General features: G+C 30.5%; 22 protein-coding genes and 1 tRNA gene. 1 reads left to right on the top strand and 22 read right to left on the bottom strand.

Annotation, left to right across the window (positions count from 1 at the left end):
• Positions 1-10 precede the first annotated feature (10 nt).
• The 22 genes from LPB302_RS06320 to LPB302_RS06425 all read right to left on the bottom strand — a co-directional run bounded on the left by LPB302_RS06320 (position 11) and on the right by LPB302_RS06425 (position 22,069).
• Positions 11-1,054, bottom strand: coding sequence for a nucleotidyltransferase family protein (locus LPB302_RS06320; RefSeq protein WP_053972942.1), 1,044 nt, complete (start codon positions 1,052-1,054; stop codon positions 11-13).
• Between the two features lie 80 nt (positions 1,055-1,134).
• Complete coding sequence (locus LPB302_RS06325) at positions 1,135-1,815, bottom strand: acylneuraminate cytidylyltransferase family protein (RefSeq protein ID WP_053972943.1); 681 nt, start codon at positions 1,813-1,815, stop codon at positions 1,135-1,137.
• 2 nt (positions 1,816-1,817) lie between these two features.
• Entirely contained in the window at positions 1,818-2,879 is a 1,062-nt protein-coding gene (locus tag LPB302_RS06330; protein WP_053972944.1) for an N-acetylneuraminate synthase family protein, read from the bottom strand.
• Positions 2,876-3,763 (bottom strand): glycosyltransferase, encoded by an 888-nt coding sequence (locus LPB302_RS06335; RefSeq protein ID WP_053972945.1) that lies wholly within the window; start codon positions 3,761-3,763, stop codon positions 2,876-2,878. Before LPB302_RS06335 ends, LPB302_RS06330 begins: the two co-directional genes overlap by 4 nt.
• A gap of 8 nt (positions 3,764-3,771) precedes the next feature.
• Positions 3,772-4,401: an acetyltransferase gene (locus tag LPB302_RS06340; RefSeq protein ID WP_074613584.1), complete on the bottom strand. Its 630-nt coding sequence runs from the start codon at positions 4,399-4,401 to the stop codon at positions 3,772-3,774.
• Positions 4,379-5,518 carry a LegC family aminotransferase gene (locus LPB302_RS06345; RefSeq protein WP_053972947.1) on the bottom strand — a complete coding sequence of 380 codons (1,140 nt, stop codon included), beginning with the start codon at positions 5,516-5,518 and terminating at the stop codon, positions 4,379-4,381. Before LPB302_RS06345 ends, LPB302_RS06340 begins: the two co-directional genes overlap by 23 nt.
• Complete coding sequence (locus tag LPB302_RS06350; RefSeq protein WP_053972948.1) at positions 5,518-6,720, bottom strand: polysaccharide biosynthesis protein; 1,203 nt, start codon at positions 6,718-6,720, stop codon at positions 5,518-5,520. Before LPB302_RS06350 ends, LPB302_RS06345 begins: the two co-directional genes overlap by 1 nt.
• Positions 6,721-6,879: 159 nt before the next feature.
• Positions 6,880-8,007, bottom strand: coding sequence for a GDP-mannose 4,6-dehydratase (gene gmd, locus LPB302_RS06355; protein WP_053972949.1), 1,128 nt, complete (start codon positions 8,005-8,007; stop codon positions 6,880-6,882).
• 6 nt (positions 8,008-8,013) lie between these two features.
• Positions 8,014-8,973 carry a GDP-L-fucose synthase family protein gene (locus LPB302_RS06360; protein ID WP_053972950.1) on the bottom strand — a complete coding sequence of 320 codons (960 nt, stop codon included), beginning with the start codon at positions 8,971-8,973 and terminating at the stop codon, positions 8,014-8,016.
• A gap of 6 nt (positions 8,974-8,979) precedes the next feature.
• On the bottom strand, positions 8,980-10,302 hold the full coding sequence (locus LPB302_RS06365) for a UDP-glucose dehydrogenase family protein (RefSeq protein ID WP_053972951.1): 1,323 nt from the start codon (positions 10,300-10,302) through the stop codon (positions 8,980-8,982).
• Between the two features lie 214 nt (positions 10,303-10,516).
• Positions 10,517-11,446: a Gfo/Idh/MocA family protein gene (locus LPB302_RS06370; protein WP_053972952.1), complete on the bottom strand. Its 930-nt coding sequence runs from the start codon at positions 11,444-11,446 to the stop codon at positions 10,517-10,519.
• Complete coding sequence (locus LPB302_RS06375) at positions 11,446-12,729, bottom strand: nucleotide sugar dehydrogenase (protein ID WP_053972953.1); 1,284 nt, start codon at positions 12,727-12,729, stop codon at positions 11,446-11,448. The genes LPB302_RS06370 and LPB302_RS06375 overlap by 1 nt, the downstream gene beginning before the upstream one ends.
• Before the next feature lie 928 nt (positions 12,730-13,657).
• A tRNA-Val gene (locus tag LPB302_RS06380) sits at positions 13,658-13,732 on the bottom strand.
• 58 nt (positions 13,733-13,790) lie between these two features.
• Positions 13,791-14,999, bottom strand: a complete 1,209-nt coding sequence (locus LPB302_RS06385; RefSeq protein WP_053972954.1) for a bifunctional folylpolyglutamate synthase/dihydrofolate synthase — start codon at positions 14,997-14,999, stop codon at positions 13,791-13,793.
• A 17-nt stretch (positions 15,000-15,016) separates the two neighbouring features.
• Positions 15,017-15,448, bottom strand: coding sequence for an adenylyltransferase/cytidyltransferase family protein (locus tag LPB302_RS06390; protein ID WP_053972955.1), 432 nt, complete (start codon positions 15,446-15,448; stop codon positions 15,017-15,019).
• Between the two features lie 19 nt (positions 15,449-15,467).
• Complete coding sequence (locus LPB302_RS06395) at positions 15,468-15,893, bottom strand: adenylyltransferase/cytidyltransferase family protein (RefSeq protein ID WP_053972956.1); 426 nt, start codon at positions 15,891-15,893, stop codon at positions 15,468-15,470.
• A 190-nt stretch (positions 15,894-16,083) separates the two neighbouring features.
• Positions 16,084-16,911 (bottom strand): energy transducer TonB, encoded by an 828-nt coding sequence (locus LPB302_RS06400; RefSeq protein WP_053972957.1) that lies wholly within the window; start codon positions 16,909-16,911, stop codon positions 16,084-16,086.
• Positions 16,912-16,938: 27 nt separating this feature from the next.
• Positions 16,939-17,331, bottom strand: a complete 393-nt coding sequence (locus LPB302_RS06405) for an ExbD/TolR family protein (protein ID WP_053972958.1) — start codon at positions 17,329-17,331, stop codon at positions 16,939-16,941.
• Between the two features lie 12 nt (positions 17,332-17,343).
• Positions 17,344-18,033 (bottom strand): MotA/TolQ/ExbB proton channel family protein, encoded by a 690-nt coding sequence (locus LPB302_RS06410; protein ID WP_053972959.1) that lies wholly within the window; start codon positions 18,031-18,033, stop codon positions 17,344-17,346.
• 137 nt (positions 18,034-18,170) lie between these two features.
• Positions 18,171-19,574: a sodium:proton antiporter NhaD gene (nhaD, locus tag LPB302_RS06415; RefSeq protein WP_053972960.1), complete on the bottom strand. Its 1,404-nt coding sequence runs from the start codon at positions 19,572-19,574 to the stop codon at positions 18,171-18,173.
• 13 nt (positions 19,575-19,587) lie between these two features.
• Positions 19,588-20,814 (bottom strand): Glu/Leu/Phe/Val dehydrogenase dimerization domain-containing protein, encoded by a 1,227-nt coding sequence (locus LPB302_RS06420; protein WP_053972961.1) that lies wholly within the window; start codon positions 20,812-20,814, stop codon positions 19,588-19,590.
• Between the two features lie 196 nt (positions 20,815-21,010).
• Complete coding sequence (locus tag LPB302_RS06425; RefSeq protein ID WP_053972962.1) at positions 21,011-22,069, bottom strand: anhydro-N-acetylmuramic acid kinase; 1,059 nt, start codon at positions 22,067-22,069, stop codon at positions 21,011-21,013.
• 93 nt (positions 22,070-22,162) lie between these two features.
• On the opposite strand from LPB302_RS06425, the gene LPB302_RS06430 reads away from it, so the two are divergent.
• Positions 22,163-23,305, top strand: coding sequence for an acyl-CoA dehydrogenase (locus tag LPB302_RS06430; protein ID WP_053972963.1), 1,143 nt, complete (start codon positions 22,163-22,165; stop codon positions 23,303-23,305).
• Positions 23,306-23,416: the final 111 nt, after the last annotated feature.

Raw genomic sequence — 23,416 nt, forward strand, 5'->3', positions numbered from 1 at the left:
ACTAAAATAATTAGTTTAAGTGTTTAATAAATTCTTTTGCATTCTCATAATCGGAGGGTTTACCAATATCTATCCAGTAACCTCTAATAGGATTATGTAATATCTTTTTATTCTCTTTAATTAATCGATCCATTAAATCAGTAATATCGTAATATGAATTCTTAGGAATTTTTGAAATTAAGTTTTTATGAAATAAATAAACTCCTGCATTAGAGTGATAAACATAAGTAGGCTTTTCTTTAAATGTACTTACTTCATAATCTGAACTTTCAAAAACGGCATAAGGAACATCAATTTTATACTCAGTAGATGCAATTACCATGTCAGCATTTTCATTAATAAGCTGTAAATACATTTCTTCAATATTTACATTGGTAAATAAATCACTATTCATCAAAAGAATTTGATCTGAATCGAATTTATCAACTAAAGATAATGAACCTGCAGTTCCTAGAGGAGTATCTTCCCATATATATTCAATTTTAATACCTTTTGAACTCCCATCCCCGAAGTATTCCTGTATTTGTTCTCCTAAATATTTAACTGAAATATAGATTTTATTGATGCCAAAAGATATCAATCTATCTATATTATATTCTATTATTGGTTTATCACCCAGAGGCAACATAGGTTTAGGAATAGTATCTGTTAACGGACTTAATCTTTTTCCTCTTCCTCCTGCCATTATAACGCATTCAACAGGTATTACAGATTTTATTTTATCTAAATCCAGTACTCTATTTAGAGATTTATCTTCATTTAATAATGGTAGCATAACAATTTTTTGTTTTCTTATGCTTTCTAATTCAATAAACCCATTTGTATTTTTCTTATGAACAAAATCTCTATAACAAATTTCTCCAATTTTTTTATTTAAATCTTTATCTTTTGCTAATGATCTTCTTATATCACCATCAGTTAATGAACCTACTACTTGTTCATTTTCATTTGTTACAAAAAGAATTAATCGACTTACGTCTCTTATTTTGTTTAGTTTTTCTAAAGCTTCTAGGATGCTTTTATTTTCGTTAATTGTTAAGTTTTTGTAGTCCATTGTTTGACAATATTTTTTATTACTAGAACAAAAAGTCGATTTATTGAATTCTTTGGTTATATATCTTTTTTTATATCGTACTAATTCTTATCTTTTTTTAATAAATATTCAGCATATTCGAAGTCTTCCATAAAATCTATATCGATAGAGTTTTTTCTATCCATAATATAAGCATATGATTTATCTGAATAATATTTTCTTGATTTTAAAAAAGAATATTTAAAAATAAAAATGGCTCCATTTGGATAAAACGTAGGCAGCTCTTCTTGCCTATTTGATAATTTTTCATCAAAAATTGGAATAATTAAACCATCACCATTTATGTGCTTATGCCATTTTATCGGGTGCGCTTCTTTACAGTAACTTACTACTGAATCTGCTTCTTTTTTATCAAAAAGCTCTATTGCCAAATCTATATCAACTGATGTTCTTAAGGGAGATGTTGGTTGTAGTACAATTAAATTTTCAATAGAACAATTATTTTCATCATTAAGTTTATCAATTGTATAAATATAATTATCAATAGCCAAAGCTGTATCACTTGCTAAATGCTCAGGTCTTAAGAACGGAACTTCAGCTCCATGTTTAAGAGATATTTGAGCTATTTCATCACTGTTAGTAGAAACAATTACTTTCTCAACTTTTTTAGCTTTTAATGCTGCTTCAATTGTATAAGCAATCATAGGTTTACCTTCCAATAATTTTATATTTTTACCTGGCAAACCTTTAGAGCCTGATCTTGCTGGAATAATTGCAATCATAACTAAACGATATCTTCGGTTTTTAAAATATGATCAAATTTCAAATCTCTATTTAAGGTTCTGCCAATTATAAAATTTTTCATTTCTGGACTAAATCCACCTCCAGGTCTCTTGAAATCAATGTCATCTTTTGTTAACACAGTTCCTTTTTTAAGGTTTTTAGTTAACACCAGACTTCTTCTAAATTCAGTTTTCTTTTCTTCAGATTCACTAGCTGTTATTCTAAAAGAACCAAGTGCTTCTACAATTCTTTTTGAGTTCTCTACTATATGAGCCATTTCTTCCTTTGTAGCTGAAACCTTATGATCCCATCCTTCCATATTTTTATCTAATGTAAAGTGTTTTTCAATTACACAAGCTCCTAGAGCTACTGCTGCTAATGGGATGGAAGTACCTAATGTATGATCGGAAAAACCAATAGGATATTGTGGATAACTAGTTATTAAAGTTTTAATATTATTAAGATTAACATCAGTATCAACTGGGGGATATGTAGCTATACAGTGAAGTATCACAATATTAGTATTTCCAGTTTTTTCTATAGTCTTTACCGCTTTATCTATTTCATACAACTCGCTTAATCCTGTAGAAATAATCATTGGTTTATTTTTCTTAGCCAAATATTCCAGAAAAGGATAGTTATTTAAATCCATCGATGCCACCTTAATAAAAGGAGACTTTAATTTATCGACTAGAAAGTCTGCTTCCTGCTCGTTAAAGGGCGTTGATGAACAGTCAATGCCAATCTCATCAGCAAACCTTTTCATATCTAGTAACTCCTCCTCTGAAATGGAATACTCTTCAACAATTTCTTCTAGAGTAAAATCGTTTCTATCCCTATAATCATCAGCTATGAAAAAATTATCATCGTATTTCTGTCTAGAAAAAATAGAGTCTTTAGACCAACTTTGAAACTTAACACAATCTGCACCAGCCTCCTTAGCTTCAACTATTAGTTTTTTTGCTAACTCCATGTCTCCATTATGATTGGAACCAAGTTCAGCGATAATATATGGTTTTGAATAATTAAATACAGTTTTTGTATTTGTCAATTGTACTCTCATATTTTTTTCTTTTTATTATTAATTATATACTTAGGTGTTTCCCACCATAATAAATTTGTTTTATTATTAACATCTATCTTAAAATCAATATTTTCAATATTTTCTTGCAGATAAACTACTTCAGAAAGATAATTGTTAAAACTTCTGTTTCTTTTAGATAAGCATTGGTAGTGTATTTTTTTCACCTCTAAAGAATTCTTAATTGAATCTAAAGAGGTTCTTCCTAACCCAATAGTATTGTGCTTATGTTGCCTATAAAAAGTTTGTGTCTGTGATGTATATATAGCTGTTCTATTTTCAGATAAAAGTGTTGAAAAAAAGTACCAATCTAAAGCAATAAGGTTTTCGCAAAAATCCAATGTTTTTATAGTATTTATTTGAATAGCTGTATTTGATAATCCAAAAATATTTTTATCTCTAATAAAATTTGTATCAATTTCTATTAAATCATTAAGTCTACTAGCATAATAGGATTCTTTATAAATTCCATAGTCATCAAAGAGAGTTAAATCATTAACAACTATATCATATTTTTCTAGAAACTTCTTTGATACTTCAACTCTATTTGTTTCAAAATAATCATCACTATCTCCAAATATTAAATATTCATAATTCAATTCTATAGCTGTTTTAATACCCAATTCTCTGTTTTTTACAATGGAAGATTCAGAAATTATTTCAATAAAATTAATTTTTTTATATCTTTCAACAAAATCAATAAGATTCTTAACACCATCATTAACAACTAATAAGTCAAAATCTTTATCTGTTTGTAAAATTAGAGAATTCAAAAAATCATCAAAAAAATTCACAGACAATGGAAATAGTGTTGTTAATACAACTGTATTTGATTTTCTTTGACCTGGTCGATCTAAGTGTTCCATTTCGAATATTATTTTACAGGATTTCCATATACAACTACATTATCAGGCACATCTTTCAAAACAACAGAGCCTGCGCCTACTATAGTATTTCTACCAATTTTAACTCCTTGTTTTATGAAAGCGTTCCCACCAACAAAAGAACCAACTCCAACTTCCACGTTACCCGCTAATACAGCTCCAGGACCTATATGTGCTCCTTTATTAATTATGCATTCATGCTCAATTATAGCTCCTGTATTTATGATACAGCAATCCTTTATTACTGCCAAGGAGTTTATAGATGCATTTCTACTGATGAAATTACCAGTTCCTAGACAGACATCATTTGAAACAGAAGCAGACTCGTGCTTTACATTGATAATTTCAAAACCTTTAAGCTTAATAAAATTAAAGCAGTCAATTCTTAATTTATTATCACCTAAGCCAAGAGCAAAAGAAAACATTTTATTCCAACCTTTAAAAGAAGGAGATTTTTCGAACCCTAGATATTTAAGCTTATAAGGATTATTGTTTGATTTATTTATGTCAGAATAATATTTTATATTCATATTACATGACATAGCAGCTTCTGCTACTACATAACCATGCCCTGAATATCCAACCAACACTATTTCTTTATCTAACACTACTTGGCACATTAACAATTCGTTCTTCTAAAAACAAAGCATTTACTTGTTCATCTTTATAACAATCTTTATACATTGGTAATCTAAACATTAATTGCCATATAGGCCTTGTCATAACACCTGAACTATTTGTATTTTTAAGAAATAGATCTCTTTCTTTTTTATCGTTTAATTCCACACACATCAGCCAATAATTTGCTTTCGTATTTTCTGTTTCTGCTCTAAAGAAAATACCTTTACTTTGAAAAAATTCTTGATAGTTTTTTGCTAACTCTCTCTTATTCTCTAAAAAATAATTTAAATTTTCTAATTGAGCACAAGCTAGTGCTGCATTTAAATTTGGCATTCTAAAATTATAACCTAACTCATTATGGACATACTCATAAAGGTGAGGTACTTTGGCCGTTGTTGTTAAAAACTTTGCTTTTTCACCTAAGGTTACACTATTTGTAACTAAAGCTCCACCTCCACCACAAGTAATAATTTTATTTCCATTAAAAGAAATTGCACTAACCTCGCCAAAACCTCCTGTTGGTTTACCTTTATACTCACTTCCTAAAGACTCAGCAGCATCTTCAACTATAGGAATTCTCCATTTATTACAAACAAAGATAAGTTCATCTAAGTGAACAGGAAAACCAAATGTATGCATTGGCATACAAGCAGAAATTCTTCTTCCTGTTTTTTTATTATAACAAAACCCGTCGTTTCTTAAATCACCATATTCTTCTAAGAAAATACTAACTGCATCAGGTGACAAACCCATTGTATTAATATCTACATCTAAAAAAATGGGATGTGCATTATTATAAGCAATTGCATTTGCTGTAGCTACAAATGTTAAAGCTTGCGTTATAACCTCATCACCTGTTCTAACACCTACTAATCTTAAACCTACTTGAAGTGCAGAGGTACCATTAACAACAGCAACCGATTTTTTCGTTTGAGTTATTGCACTTAATTTTTCTTCAAAAAGACTAACGTATTCCCCAACGCTAGAAACAAAAGTAGAATCTATACAGTTTTCTAAATACTTTTTTTCATTACCTATAAATGTTGGTGCATGCAGAGGTATAAACTCTTCCGTACTAAATTTATTTCGAATAAAATTAATTAATTCTTTCTCCATTACATCTTAGAATCTAATGACTTCCCTACCTCTTTGTGCTCAAAATTAACAAGAAAATCTTTCATTATTTGCACTATATGTGCTTTTGTAGTATCTAAATTATCGAAAGCTTGTTTTAAATGTTTTATTAGATTGTCTATTTCAGACATTTCCCTTGGCTTTAAATTAATTACAACTCCTAAAGAATTATGTCTCTCTAAATCTACTTCTTCTAACTCTGTATAAAATTCTTCATAAGCCTTCTCTCCTGTTGTATCACTATCAGAGTAATATACAGGATATTTTTCGATTTTAATTGCTTGTGACTTATTTATTGCTTCAATTTCAGACTTACATTCGTCAACATCAAAACCGTATTCTTCTAAAAGCTTATTTGCCATATCTGAAAAAGTCATTACTTGTTCTTTTCTTAACTTTGGAAAATATATCTCTCCTGTTTTACCAACGATACATGCTAACAAACAAATTTGACCACTTTCTTCTGGTGAAACAAAGTAACGAGTTACGTCTTTAGGAGCAGAAATTGGTTGACCTTTTGAAATTCTTTCTAAAAAACCAGCAGGTAAAGAACCATTAGAGAAAGCTACATTAGCAAAACGAGCTGTTGTTACAGGGTATTTTTGAGAATAAGTCATAATCATATCCTCCATAACCTTTTTACTACCTCCCATTATATTTACAGGGTTTGCAGCCTTATCTGTTGAAACACAAAAAAAGTTTTTTGGCGGATATTCTTGTAAAATATCTAAAAGACCTTTTGCATTGATTATATTATTATTAATCAATGCTTCTATAGAAAACTTATCTTTTTCGCTTCGAACATGTTTATGAGCTGAAAAATTAGCTACAATATCAAAACCTTTTCTTGCTTTAAACATCTTATAAAAAACAGGGTCAGAATAACTCATAGGGTAAGTAACATATTCTTCTGGTACAACTATTTCTTTAGCACTTCTTAAGTCTCTAGTCAATTCAGTCAAACCATTTTCATTAATATCTACTACTATTAGAGATTTTGGTTCAAACCTTAATAATGATCGTATAAAAGAACTTCCTATAGTACCTGCACCTCCAATAACCAATACGCTTTTATTCTTTATGCCTTTAGTTAAAGATTCAATATTTTTTCTGATATCTTCAGCAAACATACTTTCACTTCTTTTAGTCACATAGGTTGATATAAAATCATTTAAATTTAACATTATAAGTTTATTTATTTATTATTCTTAGAAAAGGTTGGGTATAATTTATAAATTTATAGTCAATAGAATTTACTCACTTTTCAAGTCCTTTAAAAAAATTAAATTCTTTAAAAATTAATTATAGGCATTATATTGATTCCTATTCTTTGTTTCAAAAACCTACTCAATCTGCTTTAAAATTTCATGACCAGCTTTTAACAAGTCAACATCTTTTTTCATCAAAGCAATATCACCTAGCATCATATCTTTTACTAGGTCCGCCAAATCATATTCTGGCACCCACCCTAATTTCTCTTTAGCTTTTCTTGGATCACCTAATAATAAATCAACCTCTGTTGGACGGAAATAAGTAGGGTCTATTGATAAAACTTCTTTACCAATTTCAACTTGAAAGTCTTTGTTGTTACACGTTTTAATATATGCTTTTTCATCTACCCCTTCACCTTTAAATTCTAATTCTATTCCTACTTCATTAAAAGCCATCTTCACAAAATCACGAACAGTAGTCGTTACACCAGTTGCAATCACCCAATCTTCTGGTTGATCTGCCTGTAAAATCATCCACATCATGCGTACATAATCTTTTGCATGACCCCAATCTCTCTTAGCCTCTAGATTTCCTAAATAGAATTTATCTTGTAACCCTAAAGCTATTTTAGCAACAGCGCGTGTAATTTTTCTTGTTACAAAAGTTTCTCCTCTTCTCGGTGATTCATGGTTGAACAACAATCCATTACATGCAAACATATTGTATGCTTCACGATAGTTTTTTGTAATCCAAAACCCATAAATTTTAGCAACTCCATATGGTGAACGAGGATATAAAGGAGAGTTTTCATCATAAAAACCGCTGCTATTTTTATTTTCAGGTAAACCACCAAACAATTCAGATGTTGATGCTTGGTATATTCTAGTTTTCTTTTCAAGACCTAAAATTCTTACGGCTTCTAAAATTCTTAACGTTCCTAAACCATCTACATTACCAACATATTCTGGCATATCAAATGAAACTTTTACATGAGACATCGCACCTAAATTATAAATTTCATCGGGCTGACACTCTTGTATGATTCTAGTTAAATTCATAGAATCTGTTAAATCTCCATAATGTAGTTTTAACCTTTGATTTGGGTCGTGAGGATCCTGATACAAATGATCAATTCTATCCGTATTAAAAAGAGATGCTCTTCTTTTTATACCGTGTACCATATATCCTTTTTCTAATAATAGCTCTGCTAAATAAGATCCGTCTTGACCTGTTATACCTGTAATTAATGCTGTCTTCATAAAAATTTAATTGGCTTCTAATTTAACCTCTTTTATATTTTCTATATTATTTAAAAACCATTGATAAGTCTTTTCAATTCCATCTAACAATTCTGTTGAATATTCCCAACCGATATTTTTCATTTTGGAAACATCCATTAACTTTCTAGGTGTACCGTCTGGTTTTTCAGAATCCCAAACAATATTTCCTTTGTGACCTGTAACTTTTTGAATGGTTTCTGCCAATTCTTTTATGGTTACGTCTTTGCCAGAACCAACATTATATAAATATTCTGGCAACTCATTCTCTAAAGCATGAACCACTGCTTCTGCCATATCATCTACAAATAAAAATTCTCTCATTGGCGTACCACTTCCCCATAAAGTTACATCGTCATTATCATTTAATTTAGCTTCATGAAATTTACGTAACATTGCTGGTAGAACATGAGATGTTTCCAAATCAAAATTATCAAAATATCCATACAGATTAGTTGGCATTAAACTCAAAAAATCTTTATTAAACTGTTTTCTAATAGCCTGACACGCTTTTACACCTGTTATTTTTGCAATTGCATACCACTCGTTGGTTGGCTCTAACGAATCTGTTAATAAATATTCTTCCTTTAGCGGCTGTGGAGCCAACTTTGGATAAATACAAGAACTTCCTAAAAATATAAATTTATTGATATCAAATTTGAGTGCACTATCAATTAAATTATTTTGAATTTGCATATTCTCCATTAGAAATTGATACGGAAAATCATTATTTGCTAAAATTCCACCAACCCTTGCTGCTGCATCAATAATAGCCTCAGGTTGTTCTGTTTCAAGAAATTTAAGAACCTCTACTTGATTTTTTAAATCTAATTCCTTGCTCGATTTACCAATTAAATTTGTATACCCTTTTTTCTCTAAAGCTCTCCAGACAGCAGAACCTACCATTCCACGATGACCTGCAATATAAATTTTGGCTTTTTTATTCATTCTAAACTATTTACCAATTTGAAAATACTCAAATCCGTTGTCTTCTAAATTAAATGCATTGTACTGATTTCTACCATCAAAAATAATTGGAGATTTCAATTGTATTTTTATTTCCTCAAAATCAGGGGACCTAAACTCTTTCCATTCTGTTAGCAAAATTAAAGCATCAGCATTTTGTAGTACTTCATATTTAGAATTACAATATTTTATATTTTTTGCATCTTTTAAGTAAAACTCTTTAGATTCTTCGATTGCTTTAGGATCATAAGCGTTTACTTTCGCTCCTCTTTTCTCTAATTCCTTCACAATATAAATAGCCGGAGCTTCTCTCATATCATCAGTTCCCGGCTTAAAAGCTAATCCCCATAAACCAAAAGTAAAACCAGTTAAATCTTCGCCAAAGCGTTTTACTATTTTATGAGCAATTACTAATTTTTGAACATTATTAACATTCTCTACAGATTCAATTAAGTTTGCTTTATAACCATTTTCTTCTGCAATCTTCTTAAGAGCTTTAACGTCTTTAGGAAAGCATGAACCACCATAACCTGCACCCGGATAAATAAAACTATACCCAATTCTTTTATCGGAACCTATTCCAATTCGAACTTGGTTTGCATCTGCACCAACTCTTTCACAAATATTGGCAATTTCATTCATAAAGGATATTTTAGTTGCCAACATAGCATTAGCAGCATATTTGGTCATTTCTGCAGAACGGATATCCATAGTAATAAAACGATCATGAGTTCTAAAGAAAGGTGAATATAATTGCTTCATTTTGTCGAAGGCATAATTGGAATCTGCACCAATAACCACTCTATCTGGTTTCATAAAATCATCTATAGCCGCTCCTTCTTTTAAGAATTCTGGATTTGATACTACATGAAACTCAATATTTTCTCCTCTTCTATGTAATTCAGATTGAATAGTAGCCTTCACTTTATCTGCTGTACCAATAGGAACCGTAGATTTATCAACAACTATTATTTTTTTTTTCATGGTTTGACCAATAGATTTAGCAACCCCTAAAACGTATTGCAAATCTGCGGAACCATCATTACCCATAGGCGTACCCACCGCAATAAACACAATTTCAGCATCACTAATTGCCTCACCTAATTGGGTTGTAAAAAACAAATTATTATTTTTTACATTTTTTAAAACCATTTGCTCCAGACCTGGTTCAAAAATAGGAATAATTCCTTGTTCTAATTTTTGTATTTTATGTTGATCTATATCAACACAAGTTACTTTGTTTCCCATTTCTGAAAAACAAGTCCCAGAAACTAAACCTACATAACCAGAGCCTACAACAGCTATATTCATAAATATAATAATTAACTATTTTTTTGTGAAGATATAAAAACAATAATCTTTTAACGATTAAAATAATTATTTAGGGGAAATCTCCTTTTTCTTTTCTCCGCAAATATAAATGAATTTAAACCTAAAAAAAATGAAATTTATAGATTTGACAATTACATAATATATCCAATAATAATTATTTATAACTACATAAAATAGACGAGATAATGAATTATTATAAAAAAGGGTGCTTCGAGTATTTAAAATTAGCCTCTTGATTTCGAATAGTATGAATAATTTCTATAGAAGGTTTAGCTTCTTCAAGATTAAAACCATTCCCTTTTAAAATTTCTTGATAAGATAAGGTATGTAAATCGGTAAAGCCATTGCTAAATTCTAGCTCATTACCATCAACAGTAATTGATCGAAAAGTTCGTTGCTGTTTTTCTTGTATTTCTTTTGGTAAATCATTGGCATCTATCGATAAATACCAACGAACTCTTGCATTCTCGAATTCTAGATAACCGGATGCTTTGTGCTTTTCATGCAAATGAGTTTCTATTTCTTGCACGTCACCAAAAATCCAAGACAACATATCAAAAAAATGCACCCCTATGTTAGTGGCCACACCTCCTGATTTTTGCTCATCACCTTTCCATGAAATATCGTACCATTTTCCTCGGGAAGTGATATAGGTAAGGTCAACTTCATGTTTTGTTTTTGAATTATGTTTTAGGATTCGTTCTTTAAGTTGAATGATGCTAGGATGCAAACGCAATTGTAATATGGTATGTATTCGTTTCTCATACTGTTTCTCAATTTCTTGAAGTGCATCAAAATTCCAAGGATTTAAGACTAATGGTTTTTCACAGATGGCATCAGCACCAGCTCTTAAGGCCATTCGAATATGTGCATCATGTAAATAATTAGGAGTACATATACTAATATAATCTAGAAACTGCCCATCTCTTTTCAACTTTTCGATATGTCGATCAAATCGCTCAAACTCTACAAAAAAATGTGCTTCTGAAAAGTATTGATCCAGTACCCCAACACTATCAAATTTATCTAAAGCGCATAACAATTGATTATTAGTCTCTTTTATTGCTCTTAAATGACGAGGTGCTATATACCCTGCAGCACCTATTAATCCGAAGTTCTTCATTATAAACTTTTATCTACATGTTCTTTGGGCAAGATACTCTTTACATCATAAACTACCGAATTCTCTTTCTTCAATTCTTGCAAATTCAATGTTAAAAACTCTTGGTGTGCGACTGCCAATACAATAGCATCGTATTTTTTGTTTGGAGTAGATCTTACAGAATGCAATCCATATACTTCTTGAACTTCATCCGAATTTGCCCATGGATCATAAATGGTAATATTAGTGCCATATTCTTTCAAAGAATTTACCACATCAATTACCCTTGAATTCCGAATATCAGGACAGTTTTCTTTGAAGGCTATTCCTAAAATTAAAACATCTGCTTTATCTATAGAAACTTTATGCGCAACCATTAATTTAATTACTTGAGAGGCTACGTAATCACCCATACTATCATTTATTCTACGACCTGCAAGTATTATACCTGGATAATACCCTATCTCTTGTGCTCTTTGCGCTAAATAATATGGGTCTACACCTATACAATGCCCACCTACCAAACCTGGTTTAAAAGGTAAAAAGTTCCATTTTGTTGCAGCTGCCTCTAAAACTTCTTGCGTATTAATATTCATTAACCCAAATATTTTTGCCAATTCATTAACGAAAGCTATATTAATATCGCGTTGCGAATTTTCAATAACCTTGGCAGCTTCTGCTACCTTAATACTAGATACCAAATGTGTACCTGCTAAAATAACAGAATTGTACAAATCATCTACTCGTTTGGCAATTTGCGGTGTTGAACCTGAAGTAATTTTTAAAATATTTTCAATAGACCTTGTTTTATCCCCTGGATTTATACGTTCAGGGGAATATCCTACGTAAAAATCATTATTAAAATGCAAACCAGAACATTTTTCCAAAACAGGAACACAAGTGTCTTCTGTAACTCCAGGATAAACCGTAGATTCATAAATAATCACAGCCCCTTTTTTTATAACTTTCCCTACGGTTTCGCTTGCTTTAATAAGTGGAGTTAAATCTGCTTGCTTATTCGTGTTAACAGGTGTAGGTACTGTAATTATAAAATAATTGCAATTTTGCAGCTCAGTTAATTCATCTGTAAAAAACAAGCCAATTTGAGCATCATTTTGATTTTTAATTACTTTCTGAAGACTTTTACCCTCTAGTTCTAAGGTGGTATCAACACCTCTCTTTAGTGAATAAATTCTATTCGCATTGATATCAAAGCCTACTACTGCATATTTTTTAGCAAACAAATGTGCTAGTGGTAATCCTACATAACCTAAACCTATGACACCAATTTTTACTTTATCCATTCTTACTTTTCAAGATATTTGAACTTCAAAAATACAAAAAAGAAAGCCTTTAAGTAGTGCTAAATTTTTTATATAATAGAGTCTAAAGAGCAGTTTAATTTATTATTTACAGTTATTTAAAAACAAAAACACTAAACTTAAAATATTTTAAGAAAGAAAGTAAAAGTTTAATCTACTCAAACCCAACTTAAAAAAGTGATTTTGGATATGAAAAGCTGTGAAAAATAAAAAAAAGATTGGATATATAAAATTATCTTTTTTTTCCATTGACAAAAAAAATCTAGACTGTTTTTAAATTTTCAAACTTTACGTTTTCCTCCATCATAGTGTCCAATCTATTATACTTTACAAAAACTTACCATTTCATAAAAATTGATTTCTACAAATTGTTAAAGTTTATCAAACTAGTTTAATCAAACCTTTTAGTATAAGTATAAGCTAACGCCTATAAATTTTAAAGCTTTAAAACTAAACCTAAAGGTCTCGTTTCAAGGTTTAGATAACAGTGAAGTGCAACATTAATTTATACCAACTTAAGCTCAAGTATCTTTGAGATTAGAAAATAGTATTGAGAACTAGATCATAACAAAATACATCTCGATATTAATTCCACTTATTACAATTTTAGAATTCATTCGATGTGAGATAAAGTTATATTGGTAAAGGGATTAGACATCCCTGAATAAAACCTCTCTTGCAAATACAATCCTAAGCACTGCGTGCAAGTATTTTTTGGTTTAAAAAGATTATTACGCAACCTCTGATATTAAAATGGATTAGATATCCCAGGTTGAAACCTCTCCTGCAAATACAATCCTGAGCACTACGTGCGCAGCCTTTTTTTATTTCAACAAAAACGTTATGCGAGCATCCGTTTTTTCATGAAATAAAAAAATCCTGTCGAAATTCGACAGGATTGTATTTGATGTGGGCAATGAGGGATTCGAACCCCCGACCCCCTCGGTGTAAACGAGGTGCTCTGAACCAACTGAGCTAATTGCCCTAAGCGGTTGCAAATATAATACAGATTTTAAATCTACCAAACAAAAATGAAATTTATTTTAAATTATTTCTGCCACTACAAAAGTACTTCCTCCAACATAAACAACATCTTCTTGATTTGCAGCACTGAATGCATTTTCATACGCAGTTGAAACACTTTGAAAATTAGTACCATTCAAACCAAAGTGACTTGCTTTTTGTTGCAATACCTCTGCAGAAAGACCTCTTGGAATATTAGGTTTGCAAAAATAATAGCTAGCGTTTTTAGGGAACAAAGGCAACACAATGTCTAAATCTTTATCAGATACTACTCCTAACACAATATGTAAGTTAGTATAACTTTCTTTTTTTAGTTGATTCATTACAATAGATAAACCTTCTTTATTGTGAGCAGTATCACAAATAACTTTTGGGTCTTTTTGAAGAATTTGCCATCTACCCTTTAAATTGGTGTGTTGAACCACATTTAACAAACCGTTTTTTATATGCTGATTTGAGATATGAAAACCTTTTAAATTTTTGATTGCAGTTACAGCTGTATTTACATTAGCTCTTTGATAATCGCCCAATAAATCTGTTTTATAGTTACAAATTGCATCTGAAGCAAAATACAATTTAGCATTCATTGTTTTCGCTTTGTCTAGAAAGACGTGTTCAACTTCCAACTGTTTTTCTCCAATAACTACAGGTACTTTGTTTTTTATAATACCTGCTTTTTCAAACGCTATCTGAGGCAAGGTGTCTCCTAAAATTTGAATATGATCTAATCCTATATTGGTAATGACAGAAATTTCTGGATTGATAATATTCGTAGAATCTAACCTACCCCCTAAACCCACTTCAATAATTGCAATATCTACTTTTTGATCTGTAAAATAATCAAAAGCCAAACCTACTGTCATTTCAAAAAAAGAGAGTTGTTGACTTTCTAAAAATTGTTTGTGTTTTGAAATAAATTCAGTTACATTTTTTTTAGGAATTTCCTCGCCATTAATTCGAATTCGTTCTGTAAAATTTTTTAAATGAGGTGATGTATATAAACCAACTTTATAGCCTGCTTCTTGTAGTATAGAAGCTAACATATGAGAAGTGGAACCTTTACCATTGGTACCACCAACATGTATACTTTTAAACTTTTTTTCTGGATGATTTAACTGCTTTGTAAATGAAATTATATTGGTTAAATCTTTTTTAAATGCAGTTTTACCTTCCTTTTGATACATGGGAAGTTGTGCAAACATCCAATCTAAGGTATCTTGATATGTCATCAAAAAAAAATGTACTACTATTTAGTTTTACCTTTCAAGTTTTCTTTTTCTTGCACTTCTTTTCTAAGCCCACTGCTTGAAAAACGGTGTTCTCTTTTATTAAAATACAAGTCAATACCTTTTTCTTCACAGTATTTTCTACCTGTAAATTGCTTACTTGCATATTCTTCTCCAATAATTCTAACATCAACTTTAAAAGATCGTAAAACATCTTCTAAGTCCTGCTCTGTAGCATAAGGTACAACCTCATCTACAAACTTACATCCTTTTAATTGAATGTATCTTTCTACAACAGATTGTACTGGCATGTTTTTTTCTGGGCGATCTAAAGTAGGATCTGTCTGTAAACCACAAATTAAATAATCACACTGACGTTTTGCATCCTCTAACATAGTTATATGACCTGCATGTAACAAATCGAATGCACTAAAAGTAATTCCTATTTTCATAATTGATTTTTTTCTAAATTTATTTTTTCCCTAACAACCAAGAAGAAGATTGAATTTTATCTCCCAATCCATCTATTAATTGAATATTTAATTCATTGCAAATTGGAGCTTCAGGAATTGAGTTGTTATCTTGATCTCCTCCGTTTGCGAAACCTAACTGATACTCATCACCATATTTTTCTTGTAAAGATCGAATAGATTCACATACTGTTCTATCTTGATCTATAGAAATGATTGCTTTGTCTACAGCTTTTATATTTTGAACAATAAACAATCGTTCGTCTTCTTTTTGAAATTCTTTTGAACCTTTTAATCCTCTCTGCAAATCGCTATTTACTATCACAAATAACTCATCTGCTAATGCTTTTGCATTGTTAAAATACTCTAAATGTCCTTTGTGAATTGGATTAAAATAACCTGATACAATAATTGCTTTTTTTTTCATTTTTTTAGTTTTGATAAAAAATAAATCATTTCTAAATTATTAAATATGATTCAATTTTAAGTTTACAGTTCTCAAAAATCTAAATATTAAAGTATTCTACTACTAATTTTCGACAAATAAACGATATCTAATGTTCGTTGTAAGAAAATAGATGATAACAATTTTCAAGTATAAAGATATAAAATTAGAGTTATTTGGTTAATGAAAACTTATAAATTATTGTACCAACTTGATTTGATGGAGCTTTATTATCTGAATTCCATGTAGTTTGCAAAGCTGCCTCTTTTGCTGGTTTTAAAAGGCAAGCAGCAGTATTTGTAGATCCCTTTACACCTGGAACTGCTTGGATTACTTTTCCGTTTTTATTTACAGTAATACGAACCACAACTATACCTTCTTCTTGACAATCTGGTTGTTTTTTAGGTTTCTGTAAAGCTGTTCTACCTGCTAAATTATAATTACCTCCAGAACCTGCATTGGTATTTCCATAATAGTTTTTTGAATTTTTATCTCCATTTACAGCCCCTTTTACACCATCTTTAGAATCATCACCTTCTCCTTTTTGTGTTCCATTTGTTGTGTTACCATTTAGTAAACTGTTTAAAGCATCTGTAGTTTCTTTAGAAGGTTTTGGTTTCGGTTTTTCTTTTACTACTTCTTTTATTTCTACTTTTTCGACTGGTTTTTTTTCTATTTCCTTGGTTTTTTCTACAACAGGTACTTCTTTTTTTGTGTCATCTGTAATTATATCTTCTTTGATAATTTCATTTGGAGTTTCTTTTACTTCTTCTACTACCTTTTCTTTCTCAACTACTTTAGGTGTAGGTTCCTTCTTAGTTTCTTGAACTGGTTTTCCTTTACCTACATTAGCGTCACCAAAATTGATGGCTAAACCATATTCTTGAGGTGGATCTAAATACGTCATCCCATAATTAAAAATCGCAAACAGAAATAACACCAATACTACTGATGTTATAATTGCTGATTTTCGTTTATGTGTTGTGTTTAAAAAACGCATTTTTAATTTTCTTAAGTCCTATATAAATTAATTGCCTTTTACAGCTAATATCATTTTTAATTTATTCTTATTTGCAATATCAATTACTTGCATCACATTTTTATAAGGTACATCTTTATCTCCTCTAATAACAATGGTTTTCTTTTTGTCTGAACCCACACTTTTTAGTATTTCATTCTCCAAATTAGAAGATGAAACTTTTGTTTTATCAATATAATACTGAGAATTGTTGGTTATAGAGACTGCAACAGATTTACTGTTTTCAGTTTTTCCTCCAGCCTTTGGTAATAATACATCTATGGCACTAACTGTTACCAAAGTTGATGTTAACATAAAAAATATTAACAACAGAAACACAATATCTGTCATTGATGACATATTGAATGTTGGATCTATTTTATTTCTTCCTCTTAAATTCATGCAATAAAAAAATTATACTGGTTCATTTAAAAGATCTAAAAACTCAACAGATTTTGCTTCCATTTGATATACTACTTTATTAGTTCTTACAACCAAATGATTGTAGGTGATGTATGCAATAATACCTACAATTAAACCTGCAACTGTAGTTGTCATTGCTGTATATAAACCATCAGATAACATTTTTATATCTATTTGGCCACCTGCATTCGCAATTTCATGAATGGCTACAATCATTCCAATTACTGTACCTAGAAAACCAATCATAGGTGCAGCACCTGCAACTGTTGCTAAAACTGAAACATTTTTTTCTAATTCGTAAATTTCTAATTTACCTGTAGTTTCAATTGCAGTATTAATATCTTCTAAAGGTTTGCCAATTCTAGAAATTCCTTTTGAAATCAACCTTGCAGTAGGTGTATTTTTACTATTGCATAAAGCATTTGCAGATTCTAATTTACCATTAGAAACGTAATCTTTAATTTGATTCATAAAGTTTTTATCTACTTTAGACGCTGCTTTTATGGCAAAAATACGTTCGAAATAAATGTATAATGCTACTGCTAAAAGCACAAATAAAATAGCTATTATTATTTGACCTCCTAAACCACCATCCATAATTAATTTATAGATAGATAATGTTTTTTCTTCGGAAATTGAATCTTCTATTACTGCTGCATTTTCTTGAAAAAATGATATCATTCTTCTTAAGTTTTAATTCTATACTACTAACGACTATCCTTTTGTAAAATTGTTTCAAAAACGCTTTACAAATTAAAAAGACAAAAAAAATGCCATTCTGAAATTCAAAATGACATTTTTATATATTATTCAGTTATTTAAACAAACATTCTTAAAATAACAAACGAAACAGAACCTACTAGGAAACCTACTAAAGCTAACCAAGATATTTTCTTTAAATACCAAAAGAAGTCTATTTTTTCCATACCCATTGCAACAACACCAGCTGCAGAACCTATAATTAACATACTACCACCTGTACCTGCAGAGAATGCTATAAAGTGCCATAAAGGATTATCTAATGGTTCAGAAAACATTCCTAAACTTGCTGCTACTAAAGGTACATTATCTATAACTGCAGAACCTATACCTAATAGAATTACAACTAAATCTGAAACTTGAGTTCCTTCTAATTCTGTACCCATTAAAGGAATACTTGTCTTTAAGCGATCAGCAAAATTAAATAAAATACCTAATGATTCTAAAGCTGCTACAGCCATTAGAATACCTAAGAAAAACAAGATACTTGGCATTTCTATTTTAGATAATGATGAATGAACAGGACTATGTGCTGCATGCTCTGCATGTTCATCTGCCTGATCTCCTTCTATACTCGATAAAGAGAATTTTCTTCTACTGTAAATTTCGGCACAAGTAGCTACAATACCTAAAGACAACATCATACCAACATAAGGTGGTAAATGAGTTACTGTTTTAAACACAGGTACAAAAACAATTGCTCCTAAACCTATTAATAACATTCGACCACTGTATTTACTTTTTGGCTTATCAACCTCATTTGGATCAAAATCAATATCACCTTTAAAAGCTGGTAACATAGATGCAATAAAAGAAGGTACAACCATACATAATAATGATGGTAAGAAAAGGTAAATGAATAACATACCTGTACTTACTTTATCTCCTATCCAAAGCATAGTTGTTGTTACATCTCCAATAGGAGAAAAAGCACCACCTGCATTTGCAGCAATAATAATTAAACCTGCAAACCAAATTCTATCTTCTCTAGTTTTTACAATTTTTTGTAGAATTGATATTAATACAATAGTAGCTGTAAGGTTGTCTATTATTGCTGATAAGATAAAGGCCAAAACAGAGAACATCCATAATAACTTCTTTTTACTCTTAAAATTTACGTAGTTTTTAATGGTAGAAAAACCATCAAAATAATCAATAATTTCTACAATAGTCATTGCACCTAAAAGGAAAACTAAAATCTCTGCAGTTTTACCTAAATGATGTAATAAGGTTTCTTCTACCAAGTGCATTTTATCATCATGTACTAAAGAAGCAAAATTATCTACCAAAGCATGATTACTAGAATCGAACCAATTAGAGAAACTATCTACACCAAGTGCAACAATAGCCCAACAAACAGCCATCATTACTAAAGCTGGTATTAATTTATCTAATTTAATATTATGTTCTAATGTAATGGCTAAGTAACCTAATACAAATACTATTATAATTATTGATTCCATATATTTATTTAATTTATATCAATTGTTCTAGCGCAATTTCAAACGCTGTTTCACTAATTTTTGTTTTATAAGGGCTTTTTTCAAATGTTTTTTCTAAGGCACTTTTAATAGTTTCTGAAGTATCATTAAAAATAGCTTCGTCTGTCATTTCTACTCTTCTTTCCATAAAATAAGCAAACACTCTAGCCATTCCACAATTACTAATAAAATCTGGAATTAAACTTACTTGTTTATCTGTATTTTCCATAATTGAACCAAAGAATATTTCTTTATCTGCAAAAGGTACATTTGCACCACAAGAAACTACTTCTAGCCCAGTATCAATCATTTGATTAATTTGTTCTTGCTTAATTAATCTTGATGCTGCACAAGGTGCAAAGATTTCGCAAGGTAAATTCCAAATTTTCTCATTAATTTCATGAAAAGGAATCATGTTGTCTGCAACAAGTGTGTTACCATCTTTGTTCAAGAAATAGTCTTTAATTTCTTCAAAAGAAAATCCATCTTCATTAATAACTCCTCCATCTCTATCTATAATTCCAACAACCTTAGCTCCCATTTCAGCTAAATAATAAGCTGCTGCAGAACCAACATTACCAAAACCTTGTACTACTGCTCTTTTCCCTTTTACAGATCCTCCATAAATATCATAGTAATGACGTACAGCTTCTGCCACACCAAAACCAGTAATCATATCTGCTACAGTGTATTTTTTACTAATATCTGGAGATAAACTCTCGCTTTCAATTACCTTAATTACACCTAATCTTAACTGACCAATTCTATTAATTTTATCGGCTTCTGTAGGTTTAAAATGACCATTAAAAACACCTTCTTGTGGATGCCAAACTCCACTTTCTTCAGTAATAGGTATTACTTCATGAATTTCATCTACATTTAAATCTCCTCCTGTACCATAATAACTCTTTAATAAAGGAGCTACTGCTTTGTACCAACGTTCTAAAACGCCTTTTTTTCTAATATCTAAAGGATCGAAATTGATACCAGATTTTGCACCACCAATTGCAGGCCCAGAAACTGTAAATTTTACTTCCATAGTTTTTGCTAAAGAAAGTACTTCGTTCATATCTAATCCTTTTCTCATTCTTGTACCTCCACCAGCTGCACCACCTCTTAGTGAGTTTATAACGGTCCAACCTTCTGCTTCAGTTTCAGAATCTTTCCAATTAAAGATAATTTCTGGTTCTTTATTCTCGTATTTTTTTAATAATTCTTTCATTTTAAATTTGTTATGATTTTTTCAACTTGTTTATTTTCTAAGGCAATTTTCAACTAAATAAAAGTAGCTTAGCGAAGTTAAAGTTGATTCATAGTTTAAATTATTTTAAGAATTAATAGTACTTACGATGTTAGAGACAAACTTACTGTAAAAAAAGTTATTCTTAAAATAATTAATCGAAAAGAATTGTAAAAATCTATGGTAAAACTACAACTCCTGAAGAATGATTTTTACTAGCCCCAGTTACTGATTGTAAGCAATTCACCTCATCATTCAACTTTAATAAACCAAGAAAAGAAAATACCAAAGCTTCTTTAAAATTAATCAGTTCTTGGTTTACTAAATCTATTTGATTTGACGCATAAAACTGAATTCTCTCTAACAAATATGCATTAAATGCTCCTCCACCAGTTACTAAAACTGAATCGTTATTAAAAATAACTTTGCTAATTTGAATAGCAATATGCTCTACAAAAGTATTCAGAATAGTTGGCACATCTTGCTCATTTTCATCTATTAACGGATAAATAAATTCTTGCACCCACTCTAAACCCAAAGATTTTGGTGGCTCTTTTTTATAGAACTCCAATAGATTTAGTTTTTCTAATAGTTTATGATTTAAAGCGCCTTCAGAAGCAATTTTTCCTTTATCATCATAAGCATAACCTAGCTTGTTTGCATAATGATTCAAAACAATATTTACAGGACAAATATCAAAAGCAATTCTTTGATTGTCCTTTTTAAATGAAATATTAGAAAAGCCTCCAAGATTTAAACAAAAGTCGTATTTAGAAAAAAGCAACTCATCACCTATGGGCACTAAAGGCGCTCCTTGTCCACCCAATTGTACATCTTGAGTTCTAAAATCATAAATAACTTTGGTATTGGTAATTTTCGCAATTTCCTTTCCATTACCAATTTGCAAAGTAACTCCCTTTTCTGGCTGATGTAAAATTGTATGTCCATGAGAAGCAATAAAATCTATAGTCTCAATTTTATGATTACTTATAAAATACTGAACTGTTTGCCCCAAGAATTTACCATACATAGTATTTAAGTGCTCCAATTCCTTTTTAGAACTATAAATTGCATTCTGTAAAAGCTGCTTCCATTCTTTAGAATAAGCTATAGTTTCTGCCTGTAAAATCTTAAAATCTGCATAATCTTGCTCATTAAATTTTACATACACTAAATCTACACCATCTAATGATGTGCCAGACATTACTCCTACTGAAAAAACATAGTTATTCATCATATATGTAAAATTAATAAAAGTCTGTTGAAAATATGTTACGAAATCGATATCTTTGCACTCGAAAATTATCAATATAATAAAATAGATATACAAATGGATTTTAGTTTAACAGAAGAACATTTAATGATTCGTGATGCAGCAAGAGATTTTGCACAGACTGAATTATTACCTGGTGTTATTGAAAGAGATAACAAGCAAGAATTTCCACAAGAATTAGTTCGTAAAATGGGCGATCTAGGTTTTATGGGAATTATGGTTGATCCTAAATATGGAGGAAGTGGAATGGATACCATTTCTTACGTTTTGGTTATGGAAGAATTATCTAAAATTGATGCTTCTGCTTCAGTAATGGTTTCTGTAAACAATTCATTAGTATGTTATGGTTTAGAAGCTTATGGTACAGAAGAGCAAAAACAAAAGTATTTAACCAAATTAGCTACAGGAGAGCAAATTGGTGCTTTCTGTTTATCTGAACCAGAAGCAGGTTCAGATGCAACTTCTCAAGCAACTACAGCAATAGACAAAGGAGATCATTATGTAATTAATGGTACTAAAAACTGGATTACAAATGGAGGACGTTCAGACGTTTATTTAGTAATTGCACAAACAGACAGAGAAAAAGGTCATAGAGGAATCAATGCTTTTATCGTAGAAAAAGGCATGGAAGGTTTTGATATTGGTCCTAAAGAAGATAAATTAGGTATTCGTGGTTCAGATACTCATACCTTACAGTTTAATGATGTAAAAGTGCCTAAAGAAAATAGAATTGGTGAGGATGGTTTTGGTTTTAAATTCGCTATGAAAACACTTTCTGGAGGTAGAATTGGTATTGCTGCTCAGGCTTTAGGAATTGCTTCTGGAGCTTATGAATTAGCACTTAAATACTCTAAAGAACGTAAAGCTTTTGGTACAGAAATCTGTAACCACCAAGCAATTGCGTTTAAATTAGCAGACATGTACACAGAAATTGAAGCTGCAAGAATGTTAGTTATGAAAGCTGCTTGGCAAAAAGACCGAAAAGAAAATTACGACATGGCTTCTGCTATGGCTAAATTATATGCATCTAAAGTTGCAATGGAGCAAACAGTAGAAGCTGTACAAATTCATGGAGGAAATGGTTTCGTAAAAGAGTATCATGTAGAGCGTTTAATGCGTGATGCAAAAATTACTCAGATTTATGAAGGGACTTCAGAAATTCAGAAAATTGTAATTTCTAGAGGAGTTATTAAAGGATAATTCACACACTTATATTGTAAACAAAAATCCATCTTATGAATTAAGGTGGATTTTTTTTTATGGCACAACCTTTCAGGTTAGGCTTTCAGCACTCGCTTTTTTGTAAAAACA

This window comes from Polaribacter dokdonensis, from assembly GCF_024362345.1.
Classification (GTDB): domain Bacteria; phylum Bacteroidota; class Bacteroidia; order Flavobacteriales; family Flavobacteriaceae; genus Polaribacter; species Polaribacter dokdonensis.

Coding starts and splice junctions, on each gene's coding strand:
- LPB302_RS06400 (WP_053972957.1), bottom strand. CDS start 16,911: ATGCGTTTTTTAAACACAACACATAAACGAAAATCAGCAATTATAACA.
- LPB302_RS06385 (WP_053972954.1), bottom strand. CDS start 14,999: ATGACATATCAAGATACCTTAGATTGGATGTTTGCACAACTTCCCATG.
- LPB302_RS06350 (WP_053972948.1), bottom strand. CDS start 6,720: ATGTTAAATTTAAATGATTTTATATCAACCTATGTGACTAAAAGAAGT.
- LPB302_RS06410 (WP_053972959.1), bottom strand. CDS start 18,033: ATGATATCATTTTTTCAAGAAAATGCAGCAGTAATAGAAGATTCAATT.
- LPB302_RS06375 (WP_053972953.1), bottom strand. CDS start 12,729: ATGGATAAAGTAAAAATTGGTGTCATAGGTTTAGGTTATGTAGGATTA.
- LPB302_RS06330 (WP_053972944.1), bottom strand. CDS start 2,879: ATGAGAGTACAATTGACAAATACAAAAACTGTATTTAATTATTCAAAA.
- LPB302_RS06365 (WP_053972951.1), bottom strand. CDS start 10,302: ATGAATATAGCTGTTGTAGGCTCTGGTTATGTAGGTTTAGTTTCTGGG.
- LPB302_RS06360 (WP_053972950.1), bottom strand. CDS start 8,973: ATGAATAAAAAAGCCAAAATTTATATTGCAGGTCATCGTGGAATGGTA.
- LPB302_RS06395 (WP_053972956.1), bottom strand. CDS start 15,893: ATGAAAAAAAAAGCAATTATTGTATCAGGTTATTTTAATCCAATTCAC.
- LPB302_RS06345 (WP_053972947.1), bottom strand. CDS start 5,518: ATGGAGAAAGAATTAATTAATTTTATTCGAAATAAATTTAGTACGGAA.
- LPB302_RS06370 (WP_053972952.1), bottom strand. CDS start 11,446: ATGAAGAACTTCGGATTAATAGGTGCTGCAGGGTATATAGCACCTCGT.
- LPB302_RS06340 (WP_074613584.1), bottom strand. CDS start 4,401: ATGTGCCAAGTAGTGTTAGATAAAGAAATAGTGTTGGTTGGATATTCA.
- LPB302_RS06425 (WP_053972962.1), bottom strand. CDS start 22,069: ATGATGAATAACTATGTTTTTTCAGTAGGAGTAATGTCTGGCACATCA.
- LPB302_RS06390 (WP_053972955.1), bottom strand. CDS start 15,448: ATGAAAATAGGAATTACTTTTAGTGCATTCGATTTGTTACATGCAGGT.
- nhaD (WP_053972960.1), bottom strand. CDS start 19,574: ATGGAATCAATAATTATAATAGTATTTGTATTAGGTTACTTAGCCATT.
- LPB302_RS06430 (WP_053972963.1), top strand. CDS start 22,163: ATGGATTTTAGTTTAACAGAAGAACATTTAATGATTCGTGATGCAGCA.
- LPB302_RS06405 (WP_053972958.1), bottom strand. CDS start 17,331: ATGAATTTAAGAGGAAGAAATAAAATAGATCCAACATTCAATATGTCA.
- LPB302_RS06420 (WP_053972961.1), bottom strand. CDS start 20,814: ATGAAAGAATTATTAAAAAAATACGAGAATAAAGAACCAGAAATTATC.
- LPB302_RS06325 (WP_053972943.1), bottom strand. CDS start 1,815: ATGATTGCAATTATTCCAGCAAGATCAGGCTCTAAAGGTTTGCCAGGT.
- LPB302_RS06335 (WP_053972945.1), bottom strand. CDS start 3,763: ATGGAACACTTAGATCGACCAGGTCAAAGAAAATCAAATACAGTTGTA.
- gmd (WP_053972949.1), bottom strand. CDS start 8,007: ATGAAGACAGCATTAATTACAGGTATAACAGGTCAAGACGGATCTTAT.
- LPB302_RS06320 (WP_053972942.1), bottom strand. CDS start 1,054: ATGGACTACAAAAACTTAACAATTAACGAAAATAAAAGCATCCTAGAA.